At 70.0% G+C, this 13,533-nt stretch carries 11 protein-coding genes; 7 read left to right on the top strand and 4 right to left on the bottom strand.

Going from position 1 to position 13,533, the window contains the following annotated elements:
* Positions 1 to 19: 19 nt before the first annotated feature.
* The 3 genes from ABZ319_RS11340 to ABZ319_RS11330 all read right to left on the bottom strand — a co-directional run bounded on the left by ABZ319_RS11340 (position 20) and on the right by ABZ319_RS11330 (position 4,592).
* On the bottom strand, positions 20 to 427 hold the full coding sequence (locus ABZ319_RS11340) for a DUF4233 domain-containing protein (protein WP_354986253.1): 408 nt from the start codon (positions 425 to 427) through the stop codon (positions 20 to 22).
* On the bottom strand, positions 427 to 1,797 hold the full coding sequence (locus ABZ319_RS11335; protein WP_354986335.1) for a folylpolyglutamate synthase/dihydrofolate synthase family protein: 1,371 nt from the start codon (positions 1,795 to 1,797) through the stop codon (positions 427 to 429). Before ABZ319_RS11335 ends, ABZ319_RS11340 begins: the two co-directional genes overlap by 1 nt.
* A 101-nt stretch (positions 1,798 to 1,898) precedes the next feature.
* Complete coding sequence (locus ABZ319_RS11330) at positions 1,899 to 4,592, bottom strand: valine--tRNA ligase (protein WP_354986252.1); 2,694 nt, start codon at positions 4,590 to 4,592, stop codon at positions 1,899 to 1,901.
* A gap of 467 nt (positions 4,593 to 5,059) precedes the next feature.
* Between ABZ319_RS11330 and ABZ319_RS11325 the strand changes: the two genes are divergently transcribed.
* On the top strand, positions 5,060 to 5,851 hold the full coding sequence (locus ABZ319_RS11325) for an alpha/beta hydrolase (protein ID WP_354986251.1): 792 nt from the start codon (positions 5,060 to 5,062) through the stop codon (positions 5,849 to 5,851).
* On the opposite strand, the gene ABZ319_RS11320 is transcribed toward ABZ319_RS11325, so the two are convergent.
* Positions 5,820 to 6,677, bottom strand: coding sequence for a helix-turn-helix transcriptional regulator (locus ABZ319_RS11320; RefSeq protein ID WP_354986250.1), 858 nt, complete (start codon positions 6,675 to 6,677; stop codon positions 5,820 to 5,822). The genes ABZ319_RS11325 and ABZ319_RS11320 overlap by 32 nt on opposite strands.
* Positions 6,678 to 6,885: 208 nt before the next feature.
* Here ABZ319_RS11320 and ABZ319_RS11315 point away from each other — a divergent pair, with 208 nt between their 5' ends.
* From ABZ319_RS11315 to ABZ319_RS11290, 6 genes are all read left to right on the top strand, one after another.
* A complete protein-coding gene (locus ABZ319_RS11315) occupies positions 6,886 to 8,037 on the top strand; it encodes a 2-deoxy-scyllo-inosose synthase (protein ID WP_354986249.1) in 1,152 nt (383 codons plus the stop codon).
* Positions 8,037 to 9,326 (top strand): DegT/DnrJ/EryC1/StrS family aminotransferase, encoded by a 1,290-nt coding sequence (locus tag ABZ319_RS11310; protein ID WP_354986334.1) that lies wholly within the window; start codon positions 8,037 to 8,039, stop codon positions 9,324 to 9,326. The genes ABZ319_RS11315 and ABZ319_RS11310 overlap by 1 nt, the downstream gene beginning before the upstream one ends.
* The gene (locus tag ABZ319_RS11305) at positions 9,323 to 10,531 is read left to right on the top strand and encodes a GNAT family N-acetyltransferase (protein WP_354986248.1); all 1,209 of its coding nucleotides are present in this window, start codon (positions 9,323 to 9,325) and stop codon (positions 10,529 to 10,531) included. The genes ABZ319_RS11310 and ABZ319_RS11305 overlap by 4 nt, the downstream gene beginning before the upstream one ends.
* Before the next feature lie 340 nt (positions 10,532 to 10,871).
* The gene (locus tag ABZ319_RS11300) at positions 10,872 to 12,008 is read left to right on the top strand and encodes a cytochrome P450 (protein WP_354986247.1); all 1,137 of its coding nucleotides are present in this window, start codon (positions 10,872 to 10,874) and stop codon (positions 12,006 to 12,008) included.
* Between the two features lie 123 nt (positions 12,009 to 12,131).
* Complete coding sequence (locus tag ABZ319_RS11295; protein WP_354986246.1) at positions 12,132 to 12,803, top strand: hypothetical protein; 672 nt, start codon at positions 12,132 to 12,134, stop codon at positions 12,801 to 12,803.
* Positions 12,804 to 13,043: 240 nt separating this feature from the next.
* Complete coding sequence (locus tag ABZ319_RS11290; RefSeq protein WP_354986245.1) at positions 13,044 to 13,421, top strand: hypothetical protein; 378 nt, start codon at positions 13,044 to 13,046, stop codon at positions 13,419 to 13,421.
* Positions 13,422 to 13,533: the final 112 nt, after the last annotated feature.

Here is a 13,533-nt window from a genome sequence, read left to right as displayed (position 1 = left end):
GTGTTGCCAGGCCAGAAACTCAGGAAGTCCCGGACATCCGCTGGCTGGGCAGGAGGCCCGCCGCGATGCGCTTGCGGACGTCGGCGCGCAGGAACAGGATGAACGCCCAGACGATGGCGAAGACCACGCCGATGACCAGGATCGAGAGCTGCATGAAGGCGCCGCCGATGATGAGCAGCGCCTGCAGGACCAGGTTGTAGGTCATGGCCCAGGGCTTGCCCTGCACGCCCGCGCCCAGGAACATCGCCACGGCCAGGCCGACCAGGAAGGTGATGGACCACCATTCCAGGCCACCACCCACGGCCGAGACCACCGGCAGCGCGAGCAGCACGGTAATGGCTTCGAGGATGAGCGTCCCGGCCATCACCCCGCGGAAGCCCTTCCAGGGGTCGGTGGCGGGTTCGGGAATCGAGGTCTGCTCCGCCATCACGCGGGATCCTTTCCGAACAGCGAGCGGGCCGCCCCGGCGGTGGCGACCGATCCGGTCACCACAATGCCCGCACCGGAGACCATTTCGCCATGTTCGCCCTCTTCGGCCAGGGCGATGGCGGTTTCGATGGCGTCGGTGAGGTCGTTGGCGACCGCGACGCGCTCATCGCCGAACCGCTGTACGGCCAGGTTGGCCAGGTCGTCGACGGGCAGCGCGCGCGGCGAGCCGTTCTCGGTGACCACGACCGCGTCGACGATGGGTTCGAGGGCGTCCAGGATGCCGCCGGCGTCCTTGTCGCCGAGCACGGCCACCACGGCGATGAGTTTGCGGAAGTCGAATTCGCCGGTGAGCGTGGCCGCCAGGGCCTGGGCGCCCTGCGGATTGTGCGCGGCGTCCAGGAAGATCGTCGGCGCGCTGCGCATGCGTTCCATCCGGCCGGGGCTCACCGCGGTCGCGAATCCGGCGCGCACGGCGTCGATGTCGAGCTGGCGGGACGCGCCCGCGCCGAAGAACGCCTCGACCGCCGCGAGCGCGAGCACCGCGTTGCGGGCCTGGTGCTCGCCGTGCAGCGGCAGGAAGATGTCGTCGTAGACCCCGCCCAGGCCCTGCAGCGAGAGCACCTGGCCGCCGACGGCGACCGCGCGGGTGAGCACCCGGAACTCCGAGCCCTCGCGCGCCACGGCGGCGTCCATCTCCACGGCTCGGCGCAGCAGCACCTCCATGACCTCGGGCTCCTGCTGCGCGATGACGGTGACCGTGTCGCGCGGGACCAGGCCGTCGTCGGGGGCCTTCTTGATGATCCCGGCCTTCTCCCCCGCGATGGATTCCAGGTCCGGGCCGAGGTATTCGGTGTGGTCCAGGCCGATCGGGGTGATGACCGCGACCTGCGCGTCGATCACGTTGGTGGCGTCCCAGCGCCCGCCCATCCCGGTCTCCACGACCGCGACGTCCACCGGCGCTTCGGCGAAGGCCGCGTAGGCCATGCCGGTGAGCACCTCGAACTTGCTCATGGCCGGACCGCCCGCGGCGTCGGACTGCTTGTCGATCATCTCCAGGAAGGGCAGCAGTTCCCGGTAGAGCTCGACGTAGCGTCCGGGTGTGATGGGCGCGTTGTCGATGGCGATGCGCTCGGTGGCCAGCTGCAGGTGCGGGCTGGTGATGCGGCCCGTGCGCCGATGCAGTGCGGTGAGCAGCGCGTCGATCATGCGGGTGACCGAGGTCTTGCCGTTGGTGCCCGCGATGTGGATGGCCGGATAGCCGTGCTGGGGCGAGCCGAGCAGGTCCATCAGGGTCGCGATGCGGGTCAGCGACGGCTCGATCTTGGTTTCCGGCCAGCGCTTGTCGAGTTCGGCCTCGACCAGCGCCATTTCGGCCAGATCCACCGGGGAGGTGCCGGCCAGCGGCCCCTCCGCGTACCGGGGCCGCTGCTCGTCCGGCTGCTCGTCGATGTCGTGATCGTGGTCGTCGCTCATTTGCGGTCCGCCAGTTTCGCGATCTCGGCCAGCCGGGCGCCGATGCGCTCGACCTCGGAGGCGGCGATCTCCTGCCGGCCCCGGATCTTGGCGACGACGTCGTCGGGGGCCTTGGCCAGGAAGCCCTCGTTGCCGAGTTTGCCCGTGGTGCCGGCCAATTCCTTCTGCGCCGCGGCCAGGTCCTTCTCGAGACGGCGCGCCTCGGCGACGAGGTCGACGGTGCCGGAGGTGTCGATCTCGACGGTGACGGTGGCGTTGCTCAAGCGCACCTCGAGCGAGGCGGTGGCGGCGAAGTCGTCACCGGGGGCGGTGAGCCGGCCCTGGTTGGCGATCTCGGTCTGCTGGGCGAGCACGTCGGCGGCGTCCAGTCCGATGAGCTTGGCGGCGACCTTCTGGCTGTCGGCCAGGCCCTGATCGCTGCGGAAGCGGCGGATCTCGGTGATGAGTCGCTGGGTGTCGGCGATGCGGCGGGCCGAAACCTCGTCGGCGGCAACGCCGCTGGCCTGCGGCCAGGCCGCGATGACCACCGATTCCCCGCCGGTGAGCGCGCGCCAGAGTTCCTCGGTGACGAACGGGATGGCCGGATGCAGCAGGCGCAGCACCGCGTCGAGCACGTTGCCGAGCACGATGCGGGTGCCGGCGGCGCGCTCCTGCGACTCCGCGAACTGCACCTTGGCCAATTCCAGGTACCAGGAACAGAATTCGTCCCACGCGAAGTGGTAGAGCTGCTCGCAGGCCTTGCCGAAGTCGTAGCGGTCGAAGTTGGCGTCCACCTCGGCGCGCACCTGGTCCAGGCGGTCCAGGATCCAGCGATCGGAGTCGGTGAGGGTCTCGCGGGCCGGAAGCTCGCCGGGCTGCGCGCCGTTCATGAGCGCGAACTTGGTGGCGTTGAACAGTTTGGTGATGAAGCTGCGCGAGGCGGTGACGTGTGAGGTGCCGATGGACAGGTCGCTGCCGGGCTGGGCTCCCCGCGCGAGGGTGAATCGGGTTGCGTCCGCGCCGTATTCGTTGATCCAGTCCAGCGGGTCGATGCCGTTGCCGCGCGACTTGGACATCTTCTTGCCGTGCTCGTCGCGAATCAGGCCGTGCAGGAACACATCCTGGAACGGCACCTGCTTGGCCTCGGCCTTCTTACCCGCGGTGATGACCGGATCGTCGGAGACGAACATGCCGAACATCATCATGCGGGCGACCCAGAAGAACAGGATGTCGTACCCGGTGACCAGAACGCTGGTGGGATAGAACTTCTCGAGCTCGGCGGTGGTCTCGGGCCAGCCCATGGTGGAGAAGGGCCACAGGCCGGAGGAGAACCACGTGTCCAGGACGTCGGGGTCCTGCACGTAGCCCTCGGGGGCCTGCTCGTCCGGTCCGACGCAGACGATCTCGCCCGCGGGGCCGTACCAGATCGGGATGCGGTGGCCCCACCACAGCTGGCGGGAGATGTTCCAGTCGTGCATGTTGTCGACCCAGTCGAACCAGCGCGGTTCCTGGCTGGCGGGGTGGATCTTCACCTCGCCGTTGCGCACGGCGTCGCCGGCGGCCTTGGCGATGCCCTCGACCTTGACCCACCACTGCATGGACAGGCGCGGTTCGATGGGTTCGCCCGAGCGCTCGGAGTGCCCGACCTGATGCTTGTACGGGTACACGCGCCCGACGATGCGGCCTTCGGCCTCGAGCCGTTCGCGGATCTTCACGCGGGCTTCGAAGCGGTCCATGCCGTCGAATTCGGTTCCGCTGTCGGCGATCTTGCCGGTCTTGTCCATGATCGTGGGCATGGGCAGGTTGTGGCGCAGGCCGAGCTCGAAGTCGTTGGGGTCGTGCGCGGGGGTGATCTTCACTGCGCCGGAGCCGAATTCGGGGTCGACGTAGTCGTCGGCGACGATCGGGATCTGGCGGCCGGTGATGGGGTGGTAGACGGTGGTGCCGATGAGCGCTTTGTACCGCTGGTCCTCCGGGTGCACCGCGACGGCGGTGTCGCCGAGCATCGTCTCCACGCGGGTGGTGGCGACGATCACATGCGGTTCGTCGTCGTTCAGAGACCCGAAGCGCATGGACACGAGCTCGCCGTCGACCTCCTTGTGGTCGACCTCGAGGTCGGAGATGCCGGTCTGCAGCACCGGCGACCAGTTGACCAGGCGCTCGGCCCGGTAGATCAGGCCCGCCTCGTACAGGCGCTTGAAGATGGTCTGCACCGCGCGGGAGAGGCCGTCGTCCATGGTGAAGCGGTCGCGGCTCCAGTCGACGCCGTCGCCGAGGCGGCGCATCTGGCCCTGAATCGCGCCGCCGGACTCGCGCTTCCAGTCCCAGACCTTGTCGATGAACAGCTCGCGGCCGAAGTCTTCCTTGGTCTTGCCGTCGACGGCGAGCTGCTTCTCCACCACGTTCTGGGTGGCGATGCCGGCGTGGTCCATGCCGGGCAGCCACAGCACCTCGAAGCCCTGCATGCGCTTGCGGCGGGTGAGCAGGTCCATGAGGGTGTGGTCCAGGGCGTGGCCCATGTGCAGGCTGCCGGTGACGTTCGGCGGCGGCAGCACGATCGAGTAGGCGGGCTTGTCGCTGCTCGCGTCGGCGGTGAAGTAACCAGCGCGTACCCAGCCCTCGTACAGGTCGCTCTCTACGTCGCTGGGGTTCCAGCTCTTGGGGAGGGCATCGGCACGATTACGTGGGTTCTCAGAGGCTGTGCTGGTCACCTGGCGATTCTAATTGAGGCCCGCGCAGGGCTTGACAGCGCCGCCGAGCTTTGCAGCCTCGCCGCTGAACGCTGTCGGCAACTCCGGCTCGCGACAACTCCGGCTCGCAGTTCTCGGCCCGCCCGGTTCTGGACCGAGTGGAGCGGGGGAGCGAAGCGGAGGAGCGGAGGGAGGGAAGAACCGGGCCAACAGGGCCGCGAACCCGCCGGAGCGAAGCGGAGGCAGAGAATACAGGCGGGACTCCCGGCGGATGAGGGACACCGGAAGCCCCGCCCTCGTAAGCAAGACTACCGGGGGTTCGAGCCGGATTCCCGAATCCATAAGCAATTCTCAGGATTCGGCCAAATCGCCCAGGGTAGACCGCTATTCGTTGCATTCACGTTGCGTCGGGCGCACCGCCGCGCGCGGCCGGGGGCACCGGCCGGGATCCGGCTCCCGCGGCGAAAGGCTGTCGTAGAGTCCGAAATATGCCGTTCGTCGCTCGTGGGGGAACGAAGATTCATTACACCGATACGGGAGGTGCAGGTCCGGCCATAGTTCTGGGGCACTCGATGCTCATGGACAACGAGATGTTCGAACCGCAGCGATCCGCCTTGGGGCGGGAGTACCGGATCGTCGCCATCGACTCCCGGGGTCACGGTCCCAGCTCGGACGACGGAACGCCGTTCAGCTATTGGGATCTGGCGCGCGACGCCTGGGCCGTGGTAGATCACCTGGGCATCGACCGGGTCGTGGTGGGCGGTGTCGAGGACGGCGCGTCCACCGCGCTGCGCATGGCGTTGCTCGCGCCGCCGCGGGTGCGCGGGGTCATCGTGATCGGGTGCACCGCCCGCGCCATGCCGCCGGATCGGCGGGTGGGTTACCGCGAGGTCCTGGACTACTGGGCCGGCGACGGCCCGCTGACCCCCACGATCAAGATGGTGTCGGCGCTGACCATCGGCGGCACCCTCGAGGACAAGCTGCCGTGGTGGGACAAGTGGATGGCCGGTGATCGCAGCCGGGTCCGGCTCACCACCGAATGCCTGATCAACCGGGATTCGGTGTTCGAGCTGCTGGGCGACATCGACTGTCCCGCACTGGTGTTGCGCGGATCCAGCGATCAGGCCTCGAGCCCGCGGGACGCGCTCGAGATCACCGCGGCCTTCGGCGGCCCGGCCGCGCTGCACACCATCGCGGGCGCGTCCATGGTCCCGAACCTCACCCATCCCGACGCGGTCAACGAGATCTTCAGGGACTTTCTGGCGGGACTTCCCGGGTAGCCGCGGCGGGCTCCGCACCGACCAGCCCGATGAACAGCTGGTGCGAGGTGTCCGGCGCCGTGCTGCGATAGCGCTGCACCACTACGTCGAAGATGGTGGCCGTCTTGGGATTCCGCAGCTTGAAGGTGGAGTCCGGGCGGCCGATGCGCACGTGCGCGTCCGCCCACAGCCTGCGGAAGTCCGCGTGCTCGCCCAGTTCCGCCAGCAGTTCGTCTATCTCCGCGCGCCCGTGCGCCTGCGCGGCGTAGGCGCGGAAGCGACCGACCATGAGGCGGGCCTCGTGCTCCCACTCCTCGATGACGATGCGAGCGCGCGGATCGGTGAACAGCCAGCGCACCACGTGCCCGCCGCGCAGCAGACCGGGGAAGGCCGCGTCGAAGGCGCTGTTGCAGGCGACCACTCGCCAGCCGTCGTCCAGGGCCGCGCCCAGGTGCGGCAGCAGGGCGTCCAGCGTGCGGCGCACGGTGTCGACGACGGGGTCGTCGCGGCGCAGCTGCCGGGGATTGCGCCGGGCGGGCTGCTGCTGAGCCAGGTGATAGAGGTGCACGCGTTCGGCGGCGTCCAGGCCCAGCACGGTAGCGAGGGAGTCGAGGATGGCGGGGCCGGGGTTGAGCGCGTCGCCCTGTTCGATCTTGGCGATATAGCCGAGGCTGGCGTGGGTGGCCTCCGCCAGTTGTTTGCGGGTCAGTCCGGCCGGATGCCGGGCGGTGCCCCGCGAACGGCGCTCGCGGACGAACTCGGCCAGCGAGGGCGCGCGCAGTGCGGAGGCGCCGGCGCCGCGGCTGCCCGGCAGCCCGATGTCATTGTCCGGCAAGAGTTCTCCCATTCGCCCGGGCAGCCTTCGTGACCTGCCCGAATTGCACAGTACCGCGCGTGGAACCGGCCCTCGCGGCGAAGTCGCGGCGGGCGCTACCCCTGCCGGTGGTACCCCGCCCGGGCGCCGGTCCGGGCAGTGGTACCGGCGCGCGGGGCAGGCTCTGACTGGGGCAGCTCACCGTTTGCCAAACGCTGTTGTGTCACTTGAAATTTCCCGCATGGCAATGACTTCACGCACCATTCGGATCGGCGATCAGTCCTTTCCGTATTCCTTCGGTGAGGACTGCCTCGACGAGATCGCCGCGGAGATCGCCGGTTTGGCCGCGGACACCCTGGTCTTCGTGACCGACGATCACGTGCTGGAGTTGCACGGCCGGGCGCTGTCCCGGCTGGCGGGCACGACTCCCGCGATCACGCTGAGCCATCGCGCGGGCGAGTCCATGAAGACCCTGGCCTGTCTTACCGCGCACCTCGAAACCGCGCTGCGCGCCGGGGTGACCCGGCGTTCGGTCGTGGTGGCGTTCGGCGGCGGCGTGCCCGGAAATCTGGCCGGGCTCATGGCGAATCTGCTGTTCCGCGGGGTGCGGCTGGTACACATCCCGACCACCACGATCGCCGCCATGGACTCGGTGCTCTCCCTCAAGCAGGCCATCAACAGCCCGGTCGGCAAGAACCACATCGGCACCTACTACGCGCCGGCGGCCGTCTACACCGACGTGCGCCTGTTCGAAACCCTCACCGCGCGGGAGCTGCGCTCGGGGTTGTGCGAGATGGCCAAGAACTGCCTGGCCATTCATCCGGCGGCCCTCGAACAGCTGCGCGCCGTCATCGATTCCGGCGCGCCGGCCACGCCCGCCGCGCTGCGCTGGCTCCTGGACGCCAGCATCGCGGCCAAATCGGCGGTCACCCGGGCCGATACCTTCGAACGGGGGTCGGGGCTGGTGCTGGAGTACGGGCACACCGCCGGGCACGCCATCGAGATCTGTGATCACCGGGCCCGGGGCGCGGCGGGGCTGTCGCACGGCGCGGCGGTCGCGGTGGGAATGCTGGTGGCGGCGCACATCTCGCACGCGCGGGGCCGGCTCACCGAGCGGGAGCTGCGCGTGCACTACGAGATCGTGACCGGGCTCGGGGTGGAACCGCGGCTGCCCGCCGCGGTGCGCATCGCCGATGTGCTGTCGGTGATCGGCGACGACAACAAGAAGGGCTATCTCGAAGCCCGTTCGGACGCGGTGCCTTTCGTCCTGCTCGACGGTCTGGGCACGCCGGCCCGGACCGGTGCGCTGCCGCTGGTGCACGTGTCGATGGACGAGATACGGGCGGCGCTCGAGGCGCTCGCGCTGCCCGCCGTCCGCGCCGTGGGCGTGTGATGCTGGCCGTCGAGGGCGGCGCGCCGATTCGCGCCGGGCGGGCCTGGCCGGTGTGGCCGCAGTACGACGCGGGCACCGAACGCGAATTGCTCGCCGCGCTGCGCTCGTCGCGCTGGTCGGTGAGCTGGTACGCCCCGGCGGGCGGCAAATCGCGGGAGCGGCGTTTCGCCGCGGAGTTCGCGCGCTACACCGGGGCGGCGTACGGGGTCAGCGTCGATCACGGCTCCAGCGCCCTGGTGATCGCCCTCGAGGCACTGGGCGTCGGGCCCGGTGACGAAGTCATCGTGCCCGCGCTGACCTGGGTGGCCCCCGCGACCGCCGTGCTGCGGGTGGGCGCGCTGCCGGTGCTGGTGGACGTGGATCGCGGGACCGGTTGCCTGACAGCGGATCACGTGCGCGGCGCGCTCTCCGAGCGCACCCGCGCGGTCATCGCCGTGCACCTGGCGTGCACCGCGGCGCGGGTCGACGAACTCGCGGCGCTGGCGGGCGAGACGGGCGTCGCGCTGATCGAGGACTGCTCGCAGGCGCACGGAACGCGGTGGAACGGCCGGGCCCTGGGCACTTTCGGCGACATCGGCGTCTTCAGCCTCGGCGCGGCCAAGACCCTGGCGGCCGGGGAGGCCGGGGCCGCCGTCACCGACGATCCGGCCCTCTATCGCCGCATGCTCATGCTGCGCGCGGATTCGCGCGGCTACCTCGCGGACGCGCCGCGCCCGGGCGAATACGAACTCGTCGAGGACTGCGAGATCATGGGCGGCAACTACTGCATGTCCGAGCTGACCGCGGGCGTGCTGCTCGATCAGCTCCCCCGGCTGGACGCCCAGCACGCCCACCGGGCGGTGCGCGCCGGCGAGCTGGAGGCAGGCCTGGCGGCCCGGCCCGGACTGAGCGCTATTCCCGTTCCGGCACAGGTGGATCGGCGGGCCGTCTACGAGTACGGCATCCGCTTCGAGCCCGGCGTCTTCGGTGCGGCCCCGGTCGAGCGGGTCGCGGCCGCGCTCACCGCCGAACTCGGCACGAAGGTGTACCCGCCGCGTCCGCCCCTGCATCGCAGCGCCCTGTTGCGCCCGCGGACCAAGGCGCGCTTCGCCCGGATCTGGGACGGCGCGGACACCTCCGGGCGCACCTTCGCCGGGGCGGACCACTACCGCGAACACACCCTGCTGCTGCATCACAGCGTGCTGCTGGGCGAACGCGGCGATATCGACGATCTGCTGGCGGCGCTGGACAAGGTGCGCGCGGCGTACCGCCCGCGCGGCGCGGCCCCGGAACAGGAAGTGGCGGTATGACTTCGGAGTTGCTCTCGGACTGGGACAGCCGGGTACTGGACGACATCGCGGTGCGCCGCGCCACCGAGGCCGATTGGGACGCGCTGCGGGACTGCTACTTCCGCGCCTTCGGCGGCGTGCACACCCGCGACTTCGACCTCTGGAAGCGGCAGTTCCGCCTCGCGGACGTGGCGGTGGCCGAGGACGTCTCCGATCCGTCCGCACCGTTCATCGTCGGCACCGCCTCGGTGATCCGCATGCGGGTGACGGTGCCCGGCGGCGGGCAGCTGAGCGTGGCGGCGTGCGCGCAGGGCATGGTCGCCACCACGCATCAGAAACGCGGTATCTACGCCAAGATTCAGAGCGAGCTGGCCGCCATCGCCCTGTCCGGCGGCTCGCAGGTGCTGGCCGCCATGCCCGGACCGGGCGGCAACTACGGCTACGTCGGCGTCGGCGCGTACGCCCGCCGGCTGCGAGTGGATCGCAGGCGCGCGAAACTACGTTCCGCGCCCGGTGATTCGGGACCGGCTCGCGAGCGCCGGTATTCCGAGTCGATCCCGCTGCTGCGCGAGATCTACGACCGCTGGCAACCCGTGACGCCGGGGGCGTTGAGCCGCAACGAGTTCTGGTGGCCGAGCACCTTCGCCGACGACTCCTGCGTGATCACCCACCCGGACGGATACGTGATCTACGACCTGATCGGCACGACGGTGTCGGTCCGCGATTTCTGCGCGGTCACCACCGCCGCCCATCGCGAGCTGCTGCGCTGTCTGCTCGGTCACGGCGAGTACGAGACGGTCGAGATGACCACGGCCGTGGACGATCCCACCCCGCTGCTGCTCGAGGACCTGCGCACGGCATCGGTGGCCGGTGTCGGCGCGAGTCTGTGGATGTGGATCCTGGACCTGCCCGCCGCGATCACCGCGCGCGCCTTCGCCGCCGACTTCCACGGCGTGATCGAATTGGCCGACCCGTGGGGAATGAGCACGGGCACCAGCGTTCTCGCAGTCCGCGACGGCGCGGGCGCCTGGACCGACGCCGGTCCCACTGCCGTCCCGGATCTGCGCATCGGCCCGCTGGAGCTGACGAGCGTCTACTTCGGCGCCCACACCGTCACCGAACTCCACCGCGCCGGTCGCGTCGAGGAGTTCGTCCCGGGCACGGTCGCGGCTTTGGACCGGGCGCTGGCGGTCACGAGACGACCCTTCAACAACACGGCCTTCTGACCACGCTGATCCGCACGAAGGCAGCCCGAATTCGCCGGGCCGAGCACTGCACCACCGACACGGACCTCCGAAGCGGCAGAGCGCATTGGCCGCCGAGGTGGTTTCCAAGCCCTCGCACGATCCGGTGATGGCCGTTCTGCCTCGCCGCCGGACCGGGCTCCTGTGTCCCCGAAGCGAATCCGGCCCGTACAGCTGCCCTGCTTTCGTTCGACGCGACCTCGACTCGCGCGGCGAGCCGACCGACCCGCACAACCCAGAAAGGTGGAATCACCGTGACGTATCGGCTGTGGATCATCGAGGCGGTGCGCGCCCGCGTACCGGCGTGCGGCGAGGTGGCGGCATGACGCGCGCGGAGAGCGTTCCCGGCGCCTGCCCCGTGACCGGCGGTGCGGGCCTGACCCGGATACGCACGCCCACCGGCGATTCCGCCTGGCTGGCGACCGGCTATCACCTGGTGCGCGAACTGTTCGCCGACGCCCGGCTGGGACGCTCGCATCGCACGCCCGAGACCGCCGCGCGGATCGGCGAGTCCGCCTTCTTCGGCGGCCCGATAGGCAATTTCGACACCGAGCTCGCCGACCACGCGCGCATGAAATCCATTCTGCAACCGCATTTCTCGCCGGGTCGCATGCGCGCGTTCCGGCCGCGGGTCGACGCTGTCACCGCCGAGTTGCTCGATGTCCTGGCGGCCCGCGGCGGGCCCGCGGACCTGCACGCGGAGCTGGCGGTCCCCTTGCCGTTGCAGATCATCTGCGAGCTGCTCGGGGTGCCGTTCGAGGATCGGGACAGCTTCCGGGAGTGGACGGCCGCCGCGGGTGACGTGGCCGATCGCGGGAAAGCCGAACAGGGCGCGGCCGACATCTTCGGCTACTGCCGGAAATCGGTGGAGCACAAGCGCGCCCACCCCGGCGACGACGTGACCTCGCGGCTGTGCGCTGATCCGGAGCTGACCGACGACGACGTCGCCATGTTCGCCATGGTGCTGCTGTTCGCCGGCCACGAGACCTCGGTGGTGCAGATCGGGGTGGCCGCGCTGATGCTGCTGGAGCAGCCGGAGCTGTGGCGGACCCTGCACGAACGCCCGGAGCTGGTGCCCGCCGCCGTCGACGAACTGCTGCGCGCCTGCGAGCCGACCAACCTGCCGCGGTACGCCCGCGTCGATCTGGCGGTGCGCGGGGAACAGGTGGCCGCGGGCGATCTCGTGCTGCTCGGGCTGACCTCGGCCAATCACGATGCGACGGTGTTCCCCGATCCCGCCCGCGTCGATTTCGCCCGTGCGCAGGGGCAGCATGTCACCTTCGGTTTCGGCAGTCACTACTGCATCGGCGCGCCGCTGGCCCGCATCGAAATGCAGGCGGCGATCGGGCAATTGACCGCGCGCTTCCCCACCATGGCGCTGGATGCCGGCCCGGCGGGCCCGACCCAGCGGGAGGAGGTCTTCACCCGGGGCCTGACCGCGCTCCCGGTCACGTGGTGACACCCGGCCGGGAGGTTCACAACGGGTGTTCCCGCGCAGGCAGCCGGGGCCCGGCGGCGGTTCGGGGGCGATTTCAGGGATATCCCGGTTGCAGGAACCCTTTTCGCTGCCGATCCTGGAGATGTGAACCCCCCGCTTGACCCCGGCTCCACCCCGTTGTCTTCCGCACCCCGCGTGGTGACACCGCATCAGGTGCATGATCTGCGCGGCGTCGCGATCCACGAATTGCGTTATCCCGCAACGGCCGCGGTCATCGTCGCCGGGGTGCCGGGGGCCGGCAAGAGCACCGCCCTGCGCAAATTGTTCGGCAGCACCTCCGACGCGGTGCAGCCGGCGCTGAGCCCGGACGGGGCGCTGCTGCTCGATTCCCAGCACTCGCGCAACTGGTGGCAGCCGCGACTGGAGGCGGTGCCGTACCCGCTGTGGCTGCCGATCGTGCACGTCACCCACTACCTGCGCATCCGGATGGCGCTGTTCCGCGCGGCCGGGCCGGTCATCATTCACGACTGCGGCACCCGGGACTGGGTGCGCTGGCTGGTGGCGGTGTGGGCGCGGGCGGCGGGCCGGACCGTGCACCTGATCATGATCGACGCTACGGCGGAATTGGCCATGGCCGGGCAGATCTCGCGCGGGCGGGAGGTGGGCCGGATGAGCTTCCGCTGGCACTGCCTGCGCTGGCAGCGCCTGATCGGCCTGGCGGGCGCGGGGGTCAAACCCCGGCCCGCGCCCAAGTCCGTGGTCATCCTGGATCGGGCGGCGGTCACGGCGCTGCACGAGGTCACTTTCGCGGCCTGAGCGCGGCACGAACGGTCGTGTGACCCGGGTCACCGCACCCGGATTCTATGAGGCAGCTCGCAAACACTTGCCCGCTTCACCTGCGGTGATGTGTTCTTGCTATACGGCTGGCGCCAGTCGCTTCCACTCCACTTCACGCATTTCACGCCGGGCACTCCATATCCACGCACAGCTCGGATCCACGCACAGCTCGGCAACCCCTCCCCGGACTTCGTGTCCACCGTTGGAAAGCGGGTCACCATGCGAGTCAGAGCTTCGAAGCGGACCACCGGCATCGCCGTGCTACTCGGCGCCGCGGCCGTCACCGGTTTCGCGGGCGCGGCAACCGCGTCCGCCGCGACACCGTTCATGATCCCGGACGTCGGCGCGGTCGGACTGGAACTGAGCCCCGCCGAAACCGGTTCCCTCGCAGACAGTCCCGTTCCCGCCCTCGCCGATCGCTATGTACCGCGCGGTGCGCTGAGCGTGGGTATCCAGCCCGACTCCGCACTCCCCCGGGACGGGGACCGGGTGTTCGCCGGGCTGAACGACATCGTCCGCGAAGCGGCGTCCCGGCCGGGTGGGTCGGTCGATGTGCTCGTGGATTCGGAGGGCGTGGCCGTACTCCAGGTCTGGTAAGCCCGGACCGGCCACGGGTGACCGGGACTTCACCGCACCCTCCGAAAAGACTGTGCCCCGCGCCGTACATAGCGATCGGCGAGGGCGGGAACGGGACTGTCTGCGAGGGAAC

This window comes from Nocardia sp. NPDC005978 (genome assembly GCF_040614455.1).
Lineage (GTDB): Bacteria > Actinomycetota > Actinomycetes > Mycobacteriales > Mycobacteriaceae > Nocardia.
The sequence above is the reverse complement of the archived record's forward strand: the minus strand, read 5'-3'. Positions and strand labels throughout refer to the sequence as shown.